Annotated in this window: 17 protein-coding genes; 10 read left to right on the top strand and 7 right to left on the bottom strand. The window is 68.1% G+C overall.

The annotated features are described in order from the left end of the window. Positions 1-4 precede the first annotated feature (4 nt). Both AC5RUH_RS03475 and AC5RUH_RS03470 read right to left on the bottom strand, forming a co-directional pair. Positions 5-751 (bottom strand): ABC transporter permease, encoded by a 747-nt coding sequence (locus AC5RUH_RS03475; RefSeq protein WP_494076029.1) that lies wholly within the window; start codon positions 749-751, stop codon positions 5-7. Continuing rightward, positions 748-1698 (bottom strand): ABC transporter ATP-binding protein, encoded by a 951-nt coding sequence (locus AC5RUH_RS03470; protein ID WP_494127895.1) that lies wholly within the window; start codon positions 1696-1698, stop codon positions 748-750. The genes AC5RUH_RS03475 and AC5RUH_RS03470 overlap by 4 nt, the downstream gene beginning before the upstream one ends. Before the next feature lie 98 nt (positions 1699-1796). Between AC5RUH_RS03470 and AC5RUH_RS03465 the strand changes: the two genes are divergently transcribed. The 7 genes from AC5RUH_RS03465 (at position 1797) to AC5RUH_RS03435 (ending at position 7765) form a co-directional block, all read left to right on the top strand. Beyond that, complete coding sequence (locus AC5RUH_RS03465; RefSeq protein ID WP_494109226.1) at positions 1797-2576, top strand: helix-turn-helix transcriptional regulator; 780 nt, start codon at positions 1797-1799, stop codon at positions 2574-2576. Further along, entirely contained in the window at positions 2576-4060 is a 1485-nt protein-coding gene (gene sufB, locus AC5RUH_RS03460) for a Fe-S cluster assembly protein SufB (protein WP_493999653.1), read from the top strand. Before AC5RUH_RS03465 ends, sufB begins: the two co-directional genes overlap by 1 nt. Next, positions 4060-5343, top strand: a complete 1284-nt coding sequence (gene sufD, locus AC5RUH_RS03455; protein ID WP_494127894.1) for a Fe-S cluster assembly protein SufD — start codon at positions 4060-4062, stop codon at positions 5341-5343. Before sufB ends, sufD begins: the two co-directional genes overlap by 1 nt. Continuing rightward, on the top strand, positions 5343-5702 hold the full coding sequence (locus AC5RUH_RS03450) for a non-heme iron oxygenase ferredoxin subunit (protein WP_493999655.1): 360 nt from the start codon (positions 5343-5345) through the stop codon (positions 5700-5702). Before sufD ends, AC5RUH_RS03450 begins: the two co-directional genes overlap by 1 nt. Before the next feature lie 59 nt (positions 5703-5761). Beyond that, positions 5762-6523 carry a Fe-S cluster assembly ATPase SufC gene (sufC, locus tag AC5RUH_RS03445; protein ID WP_493999656.1) on the top strand — a complete coding sequence of 254 codons (762 nt, stop codon included), beginning with the start codon at positions 5762-5764 and terminating at the stop codon, positions 6521-6523. Positions 6524-6525: 2 nt separating this feature from the next. Further along, a complete protein-coding gene (locus tag AC5RUH_RS03440) occupies positions 6526-6855 on the top strand; it encodes a metal-sulfur cluster assembly factor (protein WP_493999657.1) in 330 nt (109 codons plus the stop codon). Positions 6856-6940: 85 nt separating this feature from the next. Then, entirely contained in the window at positions 6941-7765 is an 825-nt protein-coding gene (locus tag AC5RUH_RS03435) for a Pr6Pr family membrane protein (RefSeq protein WP_494127893.1), read from the top strand. Between the two features lie 43 nt (positions 7766-7808). Here AC5RUH_RS03435 and ypfJ read toward each other — a convergent pair whose 3' ends face one another. Next, on the bottom strand, positions 7809-8708 hold the full coding sequence (gene ypfJ / locus AC5RUH_RS03430) for a KPN_02809 family neutral zinc metallopeptidase (RefSeq protein WP_494127892.1): 900 nt from the start codon (positions 8706-8708) through the stop codon (positions 7809-7811). Between the two features lie 145 nt (positions 8709-8853). Here ypfJ and abc-f point away from each other — a divergent pair, with 145 nt between their 5' ends. Next, the gene (gene abc-f, locus AC5RUH_RS03425; RefSeq protein ID WP_494127891.1) at positions 8854-10452 is read left to right on the top strand and encodes a ribosomal protection-like ABC-F family protein; all 1599 of its coding nucleotides are present in this window, start codon (positions 8854-8856) and stop codon (positions 10450-10452) included. A 111-nt stretch (positions 10453-10563) separates the two neighbouring features. Here abc-f and AC5RUH_RS03420 read toward each other — a convergent pair whose 3' ends face one another. The 3 genes from AC5RUH_RS03420 to AC5RUH_RS03410 are packed head-to-tail and all read right to left on the bottom strand — an operon-like array spanning position 10564 to position 12281. Continuing rightward, a complete protein-coding gene (locus AC5RUH_RS03420) occupies positions 10564-11463 on the bottom strand; it encodes an SURF1 family cytochrome oxidase biogenesis protein (protein WP_494127890.1) in 900 nt (299 codons plus the stop codon). Continuing rightward, positions 11464-11694, bottom strand: coding sequence for a hypothetical protein (locus AC5RUH_RS03415; RefSeq protein WP_493999662.1), 231 nt, complete (start codon positions 11692-11694; stop codon positions 11464-11466). Continuing rightward, the gene (locus AC5RUH_RS03410; RefSeq protein WP_494127889.1) at positions 11691-12281 is read right to left on the bottom strand and encodes a DUF3099 domain-containing protein; all 591 of its coding nucleotides are present in this window, start codon (positions 12279-12281) and stop codon (positions 11691-11693) included. The genes AC5RUH_RS03415 and AC5RUH_RS03410 overlap by 4 nt, the downstream gene beginning before the upstream one ends. A gap of 129 nt (positions 12282-12410) precedes the next feature. Here AC5RUH_RS03410 and AC5RUH_RS03405 point away from each other — a divergent pair, with 129 nt between their 5' ends. Beyond that, positions 12411-13133, top strand: a complete 723-nt coding sequence (locus AC5RUH_RS03405) for a beta-ketoacyl-ACP reductase (RefSeq protein WP_494127888.1) — start codon at positions 12411-12413, stop codon at positions 13131-13133. A gap of 154 nt (positions 13134-13287) precedes the next feature. Then, positions 13288-14040 carry an SDR family oxidoreductase gene (locus AC5RUH_RS03400; RefSeq protein ID WP_494025888.1) on the top strand — a complete coding sequence of 251 codons (753 nt, stop codon included), beginning with the start codon at positions 13288-13290 and terminating at the stop codon, positions 14038-14040. Between the two features lie 18 nt (positions 14041-14058). Here the strand turns inward: AC5RUH_RS03400 and AC5RUH_RS03395 are convergent, their stop codons facing one another. Continuing rightward, positions 14059-15948 (bottom strand): transketolase, encoded by a 1890-nt coding sequence (locus tag AC5RUH_RS03395; protein ID WP_494127887.1) that lies wholly within the window; start codon positions 15946-15948, stop codon positions 14059-14061. Positions 15949-16093 lie beyond the last annotated feature (145 nt).

Genomic DNA, 16093 nt, shown 5'->3' with positions numbered 1-16093 from the left:
TGACTTAGCTCCATTTGAACCAGCGGATGGCGGCAAGGCTGGCCACTACGGTCCAGGCCAGCAGCACGATTGAGGCGGTGAGATTGAACTGCGCGTCGATCAGGGCGCTGCGCAGGGCGTCGCCCAAGGCCGTCGAGGGCAGCACGTGGGCGGCCGGCTCGAAAACGTCAGGCCAACTGGCCACCGGAAAGAGGATACCCCCGGCCGCCGCCAACAGCACCCACAGCAGGTTGGTGATCGCCAGCGTGGCTTCCGGCCGGACGGTACCGGCGATCAAAAGGCCCAGCGAGGTGAAAGCCGCGGCACCGAGCACCAATTGGGCGGCCGCCGGCAGGAGGCCGCCGAGCGCGGGCTCCCATCCGAGGAAGACGAGGGCTGTCCCGCCCACCACCACCACCTGGATGACCATGATGGCAAGCACGGCGAGGATCTTTCCCAGGATCAGGCCGCTCTGTCCCAACGGCGTGGTGGACAGGAAGCGGAGGACCCCGTAGCGGCGGTCGAAGCCGGTGGCGATTCCCTGGCCGGTCAGGGCCGTGGATACCGTGCACAAGGCCAGGACGCCCGGGGCGGCCATGGCGATCCTGTCGTCCGTGAAGGTGTCCAGCAGCGGCGTGACGGTCAGGCCGATGAGCGCCAGGAGCGGCAGGATGATGGCGATCAGCAACTGCTCGCCGTTGCGAAGCATGCCCAACGTCTCGTAGCGGCCCTGCAGGGCGATCCGGCGGATCAAGGCGGCGGGGGCGCTCATCGCAGGTCCTTCCCGGAAATATCGAGGAAGACATCTTCCAGTGAGCGCGGTGCCATGTGGATGGAGGCCGGCATGACATTGTGGGCCGCCCACTCCGCCGCCAGGGCGGCCAGCAGCGCGGGGGTTATGTGGCCGGCCACCATGTAACGGCCGGGAACGTTTTCGACGGCGGCGAACGGCTCGGGCAGGGCGAAGGACAGGCCCGGGACGGCATCGAACGTCAGCAGGCGTTCGACGCCGGCACTCTCGTCCGTGGCCGCCGTGAGTTCGGCCACCGTGCCGTGCACCACGGTCCTGCCGGCATCGATGATGAAGACATAGTCGGCCAGCCGCTGCGCGTCGTCCATGAGGTGCGTGGTGAGGATGATGCCCAGCCCCTCGGCCCGCAGTTCCTGGATCAGGTCGAACACCACGGCCCGGGACTGCGGATCCAGGCCCGCGCTCGGTTCGTCCAAAAAGAGGACCTCCGGATCGCCGACCAGGGCGGCGGCCAGCGCGACCCGCTGCTTTTGGCCGCCGGAAAGCCTGCGGATGGGTGTGTTGGCGAAGCCGTTGATACCCAGCCGCTCCGCCAGTTCGTCTACGCTGCGGGCGTCCCGGTACATCCCGGCAACATGCTGGAGCAGGGCCAGCGGCCGGATGGCCTGCGGCAGGCCGCCTTCCTGCAGCATGACGCCCACCCGGCTGCGCAGCTCGGCTCCCGCCTGGTAGGGATCCTGGCCGAGCAGGCGGACCGTCCCGCCGCTGGGGCGCATCAGGCCCTGCGCGCAGGCTAAGGTGGTGGTCTTGCCCGCGCCGTTGGGCCCGAGCAAGGCCGTGACCTGCCCGGGATAGGCGCGCATGTGGACCCCATCGATCACGCGGATCATCTTGTTGTCCAGGGCCTCCACCGGTCCCAGATCTTTCACGAGTCCCTGGATGTCCAGGCAGGGTTCGGAGGTAGGCACCCGAACATTCTACGGGACGTAGAGCGGTCGACGCAGAGCAAGCTTCGCTAAGGCCTGCCTTACTGGTAGCGCGGAATAGAATACGTCATGATTGTGTTGTGTATTCCATGACCAGTAGTGCTTCTTTGCGCGCCCAGGCACCGGAGTCCGAGGAGCGGACCCGGGACCGGGTGTTGAATGCCGTTTTGGAACACGGACCCGTCAGCGCCGCCGGGCTCGGCGAGATACTGGGCTTCACGCCCGCGGCCGTGCGGCGCCATCTGGATGCCCTGTCCCGCAAGGGCCTGATCGAGGTCAAGCTCACCGCGAATTCGGCCACCGGTGCCGGTCGCCCGGCCCGCAAGTACGTTCTAAGCCGGCAGGGCCAGACGCGCCTCGGCAACGACTACCTGGATATTGCGCGCACCGCATTGGCGGCCCTGGGCGAGGCTGCCGGCCGCGAGGCGGTCGCTGAGTTCGCGCGGAACCGATACCGGGACATGGAAGAACGCTACCGCCCGGTGGTGGAGGCCGCAGGGCCCGGAATTGAAGAGCGGGCCAAGGCGCTGGCGGAGGCGCTGAGCGCCGACGGCTTCGTCGGGTCCACCAACGTGGTGGGAACCCAGGCGCCGCACAGCACCATGCTGGCCGTTCAGCTGTGCCAGGGGCACTGCCCGGTGCAGCAGCTGGCAGCGGATTTCCCGGATTTCTGCGACAGCGAAACCGAAGTTTTTTCCCGGCTGCTCGGGGTGGATGTCAGGCGACTGTCCACGCTGGCCAGCGGGGGACATGTGTGTACGACCCACATCCCGGTGGGTCGAACAAGGTCTGCGGTTCGACCCGTCGAACCGGCGACAGGCACGAGACGAGTATCCATCAATCTGCAAGAGAGGCCGTGATGACGGACCAAGTGGATCAGAGCATGAGGAACGCGGTCGGGACGACCGATGTAGCCGACACCACCATTTCCGAAATCCTGGAAAAGAACCCCGAGCTGCATGGCATCGGGACCTACGAATACGGCTGGGCCGACGCCGACACCGCCGGCGCCAACGCCCGCCGCGGTCTGAACGAAGAAGTGGTCCGCGACATCTCCGCCAAGAAGGGCGAGCCGCAGTGGATGCTGGACCTGCGTTTGAAGGGCCTGAAGTACTTCGACCGCAAGCCGATGCCCACCTGGGGCGCCGACCTGTCCGGCATCGACTTCGACAACATCAAGTACTTTGTCCGGTCCACGGAGAAGCAGGCCAAGACGTGGGAGGACCTGCCCGAGGACATCCGGGTCACCTACGAAAAGCTGGGCATCCCCGAGGCCGAGCGTGAGCGCCTGGTTTCCGGCGTCGCGGCCCAGTACGAGTCCGAGGTCGTCTACCACCAGCTGCGCGAAGACCTGGAAGCCCAGGGCGTCATCTTCCTGGACACCGACACCGGCCTGAAGGAACACCCGGAGATCTTCCAGGAGTACTTCGGCTCGGTCATCCCGGTGGGCGACAACAAGTTCGCCTCGCTGAACACCGCCGTCTGGTCCGGCGGCTCCTTCGTCTACGTCCCCAAGGGCGTCCACGTCGATATCCCGCTGCAGGCCTACTTCCGGATCAACACCGAGAACATGGGCCAGTTCGAGCGCACGCTGATCATCGCCGACGAAGACTCCTACGTGCATTACATCGAGGGCTGCACGGCGCCGATCTACAGCTCGGACTCGCTGCACTCCGCCGTCGTCGAGATCATCGTGAAGAAGGGCGCGCGCGTCCGGTACACGACGATTCAGAACTGGTCGAACAACGTGTACAACCTGGTGACCAAGCGGGCCATCGCCCACGAGGGCGCCACCATGGAGTGGGTCGACGGCAACATCGGCTCCAAGGTCACCATGAAGTACCCGGCGGTCTACCTCACCGGTGAGCACGCCAAGGGCGAAACGCTGTCCATCGCCTTCGCCGGTGCGGGCCAGCACCAGGACACCGGCTCGAAGATGGTCCACATTGCGCCGAACACGTCCAGCGCGATCGTGGCCAAGTCCGTGGCGCGCGGCGGCGGCCGCTCGGCCTACCGCGGCCTGGTCCAGGTGCGCGAGGGCGCGAAGAACACCAAGAACAGCGTGGTCTGCGATGCCCTGCTGGTGGATACCATCTCGCGCTCGGACACGTACCCGTACATCGACGTCCGCGAGGACGACGTCACCATGGGCCACGAGGCGACCGTGTCCCGGGTCAGCGAAGAGCAGCTGTTCTACCTGATGACGCGCGGCCTGGCCGAAGACGAAGCAATGGCCATGATCGTGCGCGGTTTCATCGAACCGATCGCCCGCGAGCTGCCGATGGAATACGCCCTCGAGCTGAACCGCTTGATTGAACTGCAGATGGAAGGATCCGTAGGTTAATGACTGAGATCACTGAGAAGGCACGCATCGGTGCTCCGGCCATCGACGGATTCACGGAGGAAGGCGAAAATCTCTCCCCGGCCAACGCTGCCGCAGGCCCGCTGGCAGGCGACAGCGCCAAGAGCCACAGCCACGGAGGCGGCGTCGGTGTTCCGGACAGCTCCCGCGCCGGCCGCCTGACCTCGTACAAGTCGGAAGACTTCGGCCCGCTCACCGGACGCGAAGAAGACTGGCGGTTCACGCCGCTCAAGCGCCTGCGCGGCCTGCAGAGCGACGCGCTGACCGGTACCGCCCCGGCCGTCACCGTCACCGGCCCCGAAGGCGCCGAGCTGCCGGCCGGCGTCCTGGTCGAGACCGTGGGCCGTGCCGATGCCCGCATCGGCGTCGCCGGCATCCCCGAGGACCGCGTCTCCGCCGCCGCCTGGGAGGCCTTCCGCGAAGCGACAGTGGTGACCATCCCGGCCGAGGCCCAGCTGGACTCCGGCGTCGCCGTGGTGGTGGAAGGCAACAGCACCGAGCTGTCCGCGCAGCACCTGGTCATCGTGGCCGAAAAGTTCTCCAAGGCCGTCGTCGTGCTGGATCACAAGGGCAGCGCCACGGTCTCGCAGAACGTGGAGATCGACGTGCAGGACGGCGCCGACCTCACCGTCGTCTCGGTGCAGGAATGGGCCGACGACGCCGTTCACGCCTCCTCGCAGCAGGCCCGCGTGGGCCGCGACGCGAAGTTCAAGCACGTGACCGTCAGCCTGGGCGGCGACCTGGTCCGCGTCACGCCGTCCACCCGGTTCACCGCCACCGGCGGCGATGTGGAAATGTACGGCCTCTACTTCGCCGACGCCGGACAGCACCTTGAGCACCGCCTGTTCGTGGACCACGCGGTGCCGAACTGCAAGTCGCGGGTGCTGTACAAGGGCGCCCTGCAGGGCAAGAACGCGCACACCGTCTGGGTGGGCGACGTGCTGATCCGCAAGGAAGCCGAGGGCACCGACAGCTACGAGGCAAACCGGAACCTGGTGCTGACCGACGGCGCGCGCGCCGACTCGGTGCCGAACCTCGAAATCGAGACCGGCCTGATCGAAGGTGCCGGCCACGCCAGCACCACCGGCCGCTTCGACGACGAGCACCTGTTCTACCTAATGGCGCGCGGCATCCCGCAGGACGTCGCCCGCCGCCTGGTGGTCCGCGGGTTCCTCAACGAGGTCATTCAGCAGATCCGGGTGCCCGCCCTCGAAGAGCGCCTCAATGCGGCGCTCGAGCGGGAACTCGAGGCGGGCAACCTCTGATGAGCGGGACGCCGCGCGGCGAACTGGTGTGCCAGGCCTCCGACATACAGGTCAACCAGGCAGTGCGCATCCTGATCGATGACTACCCGGTAGCCATCGTCAGGGACTCCGAGGGCGAACTCCACGCCATCGGGGACACCTGTTCGCACGCGGACGTCTCCCTCTCCGAAGGCGACGTCGAAGGCTGCGCGATCGAATGCTGGGGCCACGGTTCCCAGTTCGATTTGCGCACCGGCGAGCCGCTGAGCCTGCCGGCGTTCGAACCCGTCCCGGTGTTCGCGCTGGCGCTCGATGGCGACAGTGTCTACGTGGACGTCACGAACGTCCTCAACGGGGCGCCTGCCCCGGACCTCAACTAAGAACTTCCATCACGTGAACGGCGCCCGCCCGCACCGGGCGCAAAGGAGAAAGCAGACAGATGTCTACTCTTGAAATCAAGGACCTGCACGTCAGCATCGACACCGAGCAGGGCAGCAAGCAGATCCTCAAGGGCGTGTCCCTGACGATCAACACCGGCGAGATCCACGCCATCATGGGCCCGAACGGTTCCGGCAAGTCCACCCTGGCGGCCACCATCGCCGGACACCCGCGCTACAACGTCGACTCCGGCTCCATCACCATGGACGGCGAAGATGTGCTGGCCATGAGCGTTGACGAGCGCGCCCGCGCCGGCCTTTTCCTGGCCATGCAGTACCCGGTCGAGGTGCCCGGCGTGACCATGACCAACTTCCTGCGGACCGCCAAGACCGCCCTCGACGGCGAGGCCCCGAAGCTGCGTACCTGGACCAAGGACGTCAAGGAAGCGATGAGCCAGCTGCGCATCGACGCAGACTTCGCCCAGCGCAACGTGAACGAGGGCTTCTCCGGCGGCGAGAAGAAGCGCGTGGAGATCCTCCAGCTCGAACTGTTCAAGCCCAAGTTCGCCATCATGGACGAAACCGACTCCGGCCTGGACGTGGATGCGCTCAAGGTGGTCTCCGAAGGCCACAACCGCGTGCATGCCGGCGGCGCGATGGGCACCCTGCTCATCACCCACTACACGCGTATCCTGCGCTACATCAAGCCCGACTTCGTGCACGTCTTCGTGGATGGCCACATCGCTGAAGAGGGCGGCCCCGAACTGGCCGACCGTCTCGAAGAAGAGGGCTACGACCGCTACCTGACAGCAGCGAAGGCCTGATCATGACAGAAGCCAATGCCCCGCAGACGTCCCTGGAGGACGTCGAGGAAGCGCTCAAGGACGTCATCGACCCTGAGCTGGGCGTCAACATCGTGGACCTCGGCCTGCTGTACGGGCTGAAGTACGCCGACGACGGTGCCCTGCTCATCGACATGACGCTGACCACCGCCGCCTGCCCGCTCACCGACGTCCTCGAGGAGCAGACCGGCCAGGCGCTGGACGGCGTGGTGGACGAGTGGCGCCTCAACTGGGTATGGATGCCGCCGTGGGGTCCGGAGCGGATCACCGACGACGGCCGCGACCAGATGCGCGCCCTCGGCTTCAATATCTGATTCGACGAATCGGCGGCGGACCGGTCACCTTCGGGTGGCCGGTCCGCTCCTGTCTTGACGCCGTCCCGCGGGCTAGGATCGGGTCATGAGTGCGTCGAGTGCGGCAACGAAGCGGCGGCGGGGACGCTATGACGAGGTCCACGTCGCCGCCGCCTTCCACGGCCTGACCGCCCTGCTGGCCGTCGTGGGCCTCGCCGTCGGCATCACCGCCGTGCCGGCGGCGCCCGGCTATGGCGCGGCCCCCGCGCATGCCTGGTGGAACTACGCCAGCGCCCCGGGGGTGCAGGCCGCGCTGCTCGTCTTTGTGGTGAGCCTGACGCTGCTGATGGATTCGACCATGGCCGGGGGACGGCTCTGGCGGGCAGCCCGGACCGCCACCCTGGCGGCCATGCTGCTGGTCTTCCTGGCCCAGTTCACCCCGTTCGGGGGCTTTCCCGAAGCCGCCGGGCTGACCGCTGCCTGGGTGATGGCGGACCGGCTCCTGCATTACGTGCTGCCCGTCGTCGTCGTGACCGGCTGGCTCATCTTTGGTCCGCGGCCCCGCATCGGCGCCGGCGCCGTGACGGTCGGGCTGGCCTTCCCCGGTTTCTGGCTGCTCTGGACGGGCATCAGGGGTGCCGCGACGGGTTGGCTGCCGTACAGCCCCGGGACGGCGGGGCCGGGGGAGTTGCTGATGACGGGCATCGGCCTGATCCTGGTCTGGCTGGGGGCGGGCATGGTGTTCCTGCTGCTGGACACGACGATGGGCCGCGAGCCCGACGGATATCTTCCGGGATTCGGGCCCGGGGATCCCGACGAGGGCAGGGCCGGGACCTCCGGGGGCACCCCGCCGGCCGGGGTCTCCGGGGGTGCACCGCCGTTTGCCGCGGGCATCCGGGAGGCGGACCCCGTGGATCCACGGGACCTGTAGCTTTCGCGGGCTGCGTCCGGGAGTTGCAGCCTTCGCACCTGCGTCAGGCGGGTCGGTCGAGGTCCGGGGCCGAGAACGTATCGCACCGGCCGGCGTCACCGGTTTGGTAGCCGTGCAGGAACCAGCGCTGCCGCTGCTCGCTGGAGCCGTGCGTCCAGGTGTGGGGGTTGACCTGCCCCGCGGCGGCTTGCTGGATGCGGTCGTCGCCGACGGCGGCCGCGGCGGAGAGGGCGTCCTGCAGGTCCCGCTGGGTCAGCGGCTGCATGAAGGGTTCCCCGGTCCGTTCGTCGATCTGCTCGGTGGCGTTGCCGGCCCACACCCCGGCATAGCAGTCCGCCTGCAGTTCCACCCGGACTGCGCCGGATTCGGGTCCCTGGGGATCCTGCCGGGCGTAGCCGATGGCACCGGTGAGGTTCTGGATGTGGTGCCCGAACTCGTGCGCCACCACGTATTCCTCGGCCAGCGGCCCGCCGCTGGCGCCGAAGCGGGTGGTCAGTTCGGTGAAGAAGGAGGTGTCGAAATACGCGGTCTGGTCGGATGGACAGTAGAACGGGCCCACCGCGCTGCTGGCCCTGCCGCAGCCGGTGCTGACGCCGCCGTCGAACAGGACGGTCTGCGGGGCCGGGTACCGCATGTTGTAGCGGGGGAGATAGCCGGCCCAGAAATCGTTGAGGCTGTTGACGGTCCCCACGATGCGGCAGTCGGTGCGATCGTTGGCGTCCGCGCCGGTGCGGCATTCTTCCTGCAGGGCCGAACCACCCGGTTGCTGCTGTTCCTGGCCGGCGCCCAGGCCGAAGCCTTCCAGCACTTCGGGCGAAACGCCCAGGAGGCTGGCAATGAGGACGAGGAGGCCGCCGCCGCCGATGGCGATCTTGCCGCCCAGGCCGCCGCGGCGGTCCTGAACCTGTGACGTATCCAACTGGGAGCCGCGGGAGAAACTCATTCGCCAAGGATAACCGTCCGATCAGGGCGGGGCGGAGGGGTGGGGACGGCTTGGGTTGCCGGTAGACTGGAAAGGTTGATTTCCGCCCGTCCCGTCTGGACGGCGCCCGGGCATCCCTCCCGCACCCCTTCGAAAGGCTTCCACTGTGATTACCGTCAACGATCTTGAGCTGCGTGCCGGGGCCCGTCTGCTCATGGAGGCGGTGTCCTTCCGTGTGGACAAGGGCGACAAGGTGGGGCTGGTGGGCCGCAACGGCGCCGGCAAGACCACGCTGACCCGCGTCCTCGCCGGAGAAGGCATGCCTGCCGCCGGGACCGTGGTGCGCACCGGTGAAATCGGTTACCTGCCCCAGGACCCGCGCACCCCCGACATGGAACAGCTGGCCCGCGACCGGATCCTCTCGGTGCGGGGCCTCGACGTGGTGACCCGCAAGCTGCGGGAAGCGCAGTCGGACATGGCCAGCACCGACGCCGACGTCCAGGCCAAGGCGATGCGCCGCTACGACCGGCTGGAGGCCGAGTTCATCTCCGGCGGCGGTTACGCCGCCGAGGCCGAGGCGGCCGCCATCTCCTCCAACCTGGCCCTGCCGGAGCGGATCCTGAACCAGCCCCTGCGGACGCTGTCCGGCGGCCAGCGCCGCCGCGTCGAGCTGGCCCGGATCCTGTATTCCGGCGCCGACACCATGCTCCTCGACGAGCCGACCAACCACCTCGACGCCGACTCGATCAGCTGGCTGCGCGAGTTCCTGAAAAACCACCAGGGCGGCCTGATCGTGATCAGCCACGACACCGGGCTGCTGGAAGCGACCGTCAACAAGGTGTTCCACCTGGACGCCAACCGCGCGACCATCGACATCTACAACATGAACTGGAAGCGCTACCTGTCCCAGCGCGAGACCGACGAGCGGGCCCGCAAGCGTGAGCGCGCCAACGCCGAAAAAAAGGCCCAGGTCCTCATGGACCAGGCGAACAAGATGCGCGCCAAGGCCACCAAGGCGGTGGCGGCCCAAAACATGGCCAAGCGCGCCGAACGCCTGCTCAGCGGCCTGGACGAGGTGCGCGCACAGGACAAGGTGGCGGCCCTGCGCTTCCCCGATCCCGCACCCTGCGGCAAGACTCCGCTCACCGCCGAAGGCCTGAGCAAGTCCTACGGCTCGTTGGAGATCTTCACGGATGTGGACCTGGCCATCGACCGCGGCTCCCGCGTGGTCATCCTGGGCCTGAACGGCGCCGGCAAGACCACGCTGCTGCGCATGCTGGCCGGGGTGGACACCCCCGACACCGGCGATGTGCTGCCCGGCCACGGACTGAAGATCGGCTACTACGCTCAGGAACACGAAACCCTGGACGTGAACCGGACCGTGCTGGAGAACATGCGCTCGGCCGCCCCCGACCTGCAGGATGCCGAGGTGCGGAACATCCTCGGTTCCTTCCTGTTCTCCGGGGACGACGTGAACAAGCCCGCGGGCGTGCTGTCCGGCGGCGAAAAGACCCGGCTCGCCCTGGCCACCATCGTGGCGTCGTCGGCCAATGTGCTGCTGCTGGATGAGCCGACCAACAACCTGGACCCCGCCAGCCGGGCGGAAATCCTGGGCGCACTGCGCAATTACAGCGGCGCCGTCGTCATGGTGAGCCACGACGAAGGGGCCGTGGCGGCCCTGAACCCGGAGCGCGTCGTGCTGCTGCCGGACGGCGTCGAGGACCTCTGGAATGAGGACTACCTGGACCTGGTCACGCTGGCCTGATGCCGGGCATAGCGCCGTCGCAATCGAAATTGCCAAGGAGCGCGTCGCCGAGCGAGGAACGAGCGAGGTGTCTAAGCGCCGTGCAATTCAGGTTATAGACGGCGCTGCAGTTCAGTCGTCGCGGCTGAGCAGGGTGCCGTCGGTGCGGAACCCCTGGGCGTCCAGCAGGGCGTCTTCCTCTTCTTCGGCCGTCGGCCGCTTGCTCCGGCGTTTCGGGGCAGCGGCGCGCGGCGCCGGATTGGCCTGGTGGTATCCGCTCAGCGCCTCCTCTTCCTCCGCGTACCGGCTGTGGTGCGCCTGCTGGCGGGCGGCATAGCCGTAGCCGACAAACAGGAGCACACCGAAGGCGTACCACTGCATCGAGTACGACAGGTGCGGTCCTTCGTCGATGGCCGGTTTGGGGATCTGCACGGGCTGTACGGCCGCGGCGGGGGATTCCGACGCCATCAGGCCGTAGCTGCCCGTATGCACCGGGTACACCAGCTCGGCCGCATAGGCGTCCAGGTTAATGGACGCGAGCTGGCCTTCCGGGGCACCGCGGCTGACCGGGCCTTCGCCTGGCTTGACGCGCGCGACGACGGTGACGTCGCCTTCCGGGGCGGCGGGAACGGTGTCCGGATGGCCGGCCTGGTTGTTGCCGATCGGGAGCCAGCCCCGGTTAATCACGACGGCGCTGCCGTCCTGGAGGCGCAGCGGGGCAAGTACCTCGTAGCCAGGCCGGCCGTTCAGCGGGCGGTTGCGCACGATCCGCTGCCCGGCGTCGTCGTACTCGCCGGCGAGGACCACCGGCGTCCATTCCACCGCGTCATCGGCGCTGGCGAAGATGTCCGGCACCTCGCTGAACGGCACCGGATCGGCGTCGTAATTGTTCTCCACCGCTGCGATGACGTCGCGGGCCTGGTCCCGGCGGTCCATCTGCCAGTTGCCCAGCAGCACGCACACCGCGGCCAGCAGGGCAACGATCAGCAGCCAGCCCAGCCACTTGCCGCTGAGCAGGAATCGGTAGGACATTCAGGCACCTTCCAAGGGGAGCGTTTCGCGCCAGAGGCTGCGCTGGATGAGATAGTCCTGCAGCCACTCCCGGTGTCCACCGCACGCCAGCCAGATTTTGCGGCGCTCGGGGGTATGGATTTTCGGGTTGTTCCACAGCAGCTGCCACTGCGCGGCCTGACGGCAGCCCTTGCGCGAGCAGACGGGGGAGTCGGCCGCCAGCCCGCCGCCGAGCTGGTCCAAAAGATTCACGCGGCCGCCTTCCGCCGGCGCCGCTTGGTGACGGGGCTCAGGTTTCCGAGAAACGCGGACGGCTGGTCGTCGGCCTGGGGATCCTCCTGCGCGGCAGCGTCGGCAGCGAGGGGCCCGTCGGCTGCTGGGGCCGGGCGCGAGTGAGGCCCGGACCCGTCCCCGGCGGAGGCGGGGCGGACGGGCGGGGAGGACGGGCCGGGGCTGCCATCCAGTCCCTGCCCGGCGTCGTCGATCAGTTCGCCGGTGAGGACGTCGTCCGGGCCTGCCCCTGCGTCTCCCGCCCGGGCGGAGGGGGCCTCCAACTCCGGCTGCGGCGCCTGGTCCAGCAGGGCGGTGCTGTGCTGCAGGTTCGACTTGTCGCTGCCGCCATTGGCGATGATCACGGCGATCCACGGCAGGAAAACGGCGCCGCCCACGAAGAACCAGCGGAACCAGCTGTCGATGAAGAAAAAGAGCAGCAAACAGGCCAGCCGGATACCCATGGCGAGCGTGTACTGGACCATGCGCCGGTGCATCTCATCGGTATGGCTTTCGGGGACGTCCGTAATGCTCAGGACTTCCGGCTTCTCGTCAGGCTGCTTGCTCATCACACTCCATCAGGGCTGTATCAATTCTCCCACGATGGCCGGAATGTCTAAAGCCGCGCGACGATGACCGGGCGGCGGATATCCCGGGCTAGGATTCCATAGGAAAACAGCAGCGTGATGGAGGTAAGAGTGAGCAACGAACAGCAGCCCGGCCGCAGCGTGCTGGTCACCGGCGGCAACAGGGGAATCGGGCTGGCGATTGCCCGGGCCTTCGAAGCGAACGGGGACAAGGTGGCGATCACCTACCGCAGCGGCGAGGTTCCCGACGGACTCCTGGGTGTGAAGGCCGATGTGACTGATACCGGGTCCGTGGACGCTGCCTTCACCGAGGTCGAGGCTGCCCACGGTCCCGTGGAGGTCTTGGTCGCCAATGCCGGCGTCACCCGCGACATGCTGCTGCTGCGGATGAGCGAAGAAGACTTCACCAGCGTGGTGGATACCAACCTGTCCGGTGCGTTCAGGGTAATCAAGCGGGCCTCCAAGGGCATGATCAGGCTGCGGAAGGGCCGCGTGGTGCTGATCTCCTCGGTGGTGGGCCTCTACGGGTCGCCAGGCCAGATCAACTATGCCGCGTCCAAGGCCGGCCTGGTGGGCATCGCCCGGTCGCTGACCCGCGAGCTCGGATCGCGCAACATCACCGCCAACGTGGTGGCCCCGGGCTTCGTCAACACGGAAATGACTGCCGTGCTGCCGGAGGACACGCAGAAGAACTACCTGGCGTCCATCCCGGCCGGCCGCTTCGCCGAACCGGAAGAAGTCGCGAAGGTGGTGCGCTGGATTGCCAGCGACGAAGCCGCCTACATCTCCGGCGCGGTGATCCCGGTGGACGGCGGACTGGGAATGGGCCACTAGGCAGCTCGGGCAGGTGTTCGGCCTGCGTTTTGTCGGCTCCCGACAACGGATAAGGCTTCGGGGACTGGCAAGATGGAACCCGAAGCCTTTTCCGGTTGGGCGTTTCCTACAACGCGCCCGACCGGACCACTACTGAGAACCTCGAGGAGCAGCCATGGGCGCACTGGACGGCAAAGCAGCAATCGTAACGGGATCATCGCGCGGCATCGGCGCGGAGGTGGCCAAGCTCCTGGCCGCCGAGGGAGCGTCGGTGGTAGTCAACTACCGCCAGAAGGCACCCCGCGCCAACAAGGTAGTGGCGCAGATCGAGGAAGCCGGCGGCCGCGCCGTCGCCGTTGCCGCCGACCTCACCGCGGCAGAGGGCGCCGAGGCGCTGGTCGAGGCCGCCAGGCAGAACTTCGGCGGCGTCGATGTGCTGGTGCTCAACGCGTCGGGCGGCATGGAGTCCAGCATGGGCGAGGACTATGCCCTGCGCCTGAACCGCGACGCGCAGGTGAACATGCTCAAGGCCGCGGCCGAGGCGATGCCGGCCGGCTCCCGCGTTGTGTTCGTCACCAGCCATCAGGCCCACTTCATCCGTACCGTGCCGACCATGCCGGAGTATGAGCCGGTGGCCCTGAGCAAGCGCGCCGGCGAAGACGCGCTGCGCGAACTGCTGCCGGAGCTGGAGGCCAAGGGCATCTCGCTGGTGGTCGTGTCCGGCGACATGATCGAAGGCACCGTGACCGCGACGCTGCTGGACCGTGCCCGCCCCGGCGCGATCGAGGCCCGCCGGGCCGAGGCCGGCAAGCTCTACTCGGTGGAAGAGTTCGGCGCGGAAGTGGCCAAGATGGTTACCGCCGATGTCCCCTCCGGGCACACGGAATACGTGGGCGGGGCCGAGTCCTTCCTGCAGGCGCAGGATTAAGGGCCCGCAAGAGCCCGACTACTCCCGGACCAGTCGGCGCGCGGCCGCGGCTATATGCCGCGCCGAGATGCCCGCCGCGTCCAGCAGGTCCTGTGGCGCACCGGAGGTCGGCAAGCCTTCCACGGCCAGCCGGACCAGTTTGAGGTCCGGTACCCGCGCCTGGGTCAGGGAATCGGCAACGGCCGAACCGAGCCCGCCTTCGGGATAGTGGTCCTCCACCGTGATGATCCGGCCGCCCGTGACCCGGCACGCCGCCAGCAGCGTCTGGTGGTCGATGGGCTTGATCGAATAGAGATCGACCACCCGCACGCCGATGCCGTCGTCGGCGAGCCTGGCGGCCGCGGCCAGGCATTCGTGCAGGGTGACGCCCGCTCCGACGAGGGTGACGTCGTCGTGGTCCGTAGCCCGGTGCACCTTCGCCCCGCCGATGGGGAATTCTTCGCCCTCCCCGTACAGCACGGGGTAATCGCCCCGCGTGGCCCGGAGGTAACAGATGCCGGAAGTGTCCGCCATGGCGCGGACCAAACCGGCGGTCGAGGGCGCGTCGGCGGGGTAGAGGACGGTCGAGGTGTGGATCGCCCGCATCGCGGCCAGGTCCTCCAGCGCCATCTGCGACGGCCCGTCCTGGCCGATTTCGACGCCGGCATGGGTGCCGACCAGGCGGATGTCCACCTCGGATACCCCGGCCATCCGGATGAAGTCGTAGCCGCGGGAGACGAGGAACGCTGCAAAACTGGCGGCAAACGGCACATACCCGCGCACGGAGAGTCCGGCCGCCGCCGCCACCATCTGCTGTTCGGAGATGAACATCTCGAAGAAGCGCTCGGGCGCCGCCTTGCTGAACTCCCCGGCCTTGGTGGAGTTGCCCACCTCGCCGTCCAGGACCACCACCTCGGGCCGGGCGGCGAGGGCAGCCAGAGCCTCGCCGAAGGCGGTCCGGGTGGCGACGGAATCGCCCGCCGTGTAGGCGGGCAGCGCGACGGCGGCCGCGGGGTTGGGTGTGATGGCCGGGTCGCCGGGTTCCGGCGGCAGCGGGGTGATCCGCAGCCTGGTCGGGCCGCCCAGTGCCTCGATGGCGGTCGCGGCGACGTCCTCCGGCAGCGCCTTACCGTGCCAGCCGTCCCTGTCCTCCACCGCGGGAACGCCCTTGCCCTTGACCGTGCGGGCCAGGATGACGCTGGGCCGGTCGGTGGTCTCACGCGCGGTGGCGAAGGCTTCGTCGATGGCGGCGAGGTCATGGCCGTCGATCGGCAGCGGCTGCGCGCCGAAAGCCCTGATCCTTGCGGAGTACCGGTCCAGGTCCCAGCCCAGTGCGGTCGGCCCGTTCTGGCCCAGCCGGTTCACATCCACGATCGCCGTCAGGTTTCCCAGCCGGTAGTAGGCGGCCTTGTCCAGCGCCTCCCACATGGATCCTTCGGTCATCTCGCTGTCCCCGCAGAGGACCCATGTCCGGTAGGGGAGCCGGTCCAGGTACTTGCCGGCCAGGGCGATGCCGACGGCCACGGGCAGCCCCTGGCCGAGTGATCCGGTTGCCACATCCACCCAGGGCAGGGCCGGCGTGGGATGTCCCTGCAGCCGGCCGCCGAACTGCCGGTAGGAATCGAGCAGCTCCGTTTCGTCGATCACTCCGGCGGCCCGGAACATGGCATAGAGCAGCGGCGAGGCATGCCCCTTGGAGAACACCAGGTGGTCGTTCGCGGCGAGCTCCGGCCGCTGCCAGTCGTAGTGCAGGTGGTTCGCCAGGAGCACCGCCATGAGGTCGGCTGCCGAGAGCGACGAGGTGGCGTGGCCGGAGCCGGCGCGGGTGGTGGCCCGGATGGAGTCGACCCGCAGCTGCGCCGCCAGGCGCCGGCACGTCTCGGCCGCGTCCGGATCCAGGGCGGCGGTTGGTGTGGAATGCGTGACCATCGCTGGTTCTCCTTCACGACAGTTTCCGGGAACCCCTGCCCGGAGGCCGGCAGCACGGGCGCTGTCCGGGAAGGTTCAACCGACCCTACTCCGGCACGTGGCCCTGCGGTAGGGTCCGGGTCCGGCGGAAACCGGCCGGCACGGG

Source organism: Arthrobacter sp. Y3223166 (assembly GCF_059090935.1).
The sequence above is the reverse complement of the archived record's forward strand: the minus strand, read 5'-3'. Positions and strand labels throughout refer to the sequence as shown.

Coding starts and splice junctions, on each gene's coding strand:
- AC5RUH_RS03420 (WP_494127890.1), bottom strand. CDS start 11,463: ATGTCCTACCGATTCCTGCTCAGCGGCAAGTGGCTGGGCTGGCTGCTG.
- ypfJ (WP_494127892.1), bottom strand. CDS start 8,708: ATGAGTTTCTCCCGCGGCTCCCAGTTGGATACGTCACAGGTTCAGGAC.
- AC5RUH_RS03435 (WP_494127893.1), top strand. CDS start 6,941: ATGAGTGCGTCGAGTGCGGCAACGAAGCGGCGGCGGGGACGCTATGAC.
- AC5RUH_RS03440 (WP_493999657.1), top strand. CDS start 6,526: ATGACAGAAGCCAATGCCCCGCAGACGTCCCTGGAGGACGTCGAGGAA.
- sufB (WP_493999653.1), top strand. CDS start 2,576: ATGACGGACCAAGTGGATCAGAGCATGAGGAACGCGGTCGGGACGACC.
- AC5RUH_RS03475 (WP_494076029.1), bottom strand. CDS start 751: ATGAGCGCCCCCGCCGCCTTGATCCGCCGGATCGCCCTGCAGGGCCGC.
- sufC (WP_493999656.1), top strand. CDS start 5,762: ATGTCTACTCTTGAAATCAAGGACCTGCACGTCAGCATCGACACCGAG.
- AC5RUH_RS03400 (WP_494025888.1), top strand. CDS start 13,288: ATGGGCGCACTGGACGGCAAAGCAGCAATCGTAACGGGATCATCGCGC.
- sufD (WP_494127894.1), top strand. CDS start 4,060: ATGACTGAGATCACTGAGAAGGCACGCATCGGTGCTCCGGCCATCGAC.
- AC5RUH_RS03395 (WP_494127887.1), bottom strand. CDS start 15,948: ATGGTCACGCATTCCACACCAACCGCCGCCCTGGATCCGGACGCGGCC.
- AC5RUH_RS03450 (WP_493999655.1), top strand. CDS start 5,343: ATGAGCGGGACGCCGCGCGGCGAACTGGTGTGCCAGGCCTCCGACATA.
- AC5RUH_RS03410 (WP_494127889.1), bottom strand. CDS start 12,281: ATGAGCAAGCAGCCTGACGAGAAGCCGGAAGTCCTGAGCATTACGGAC.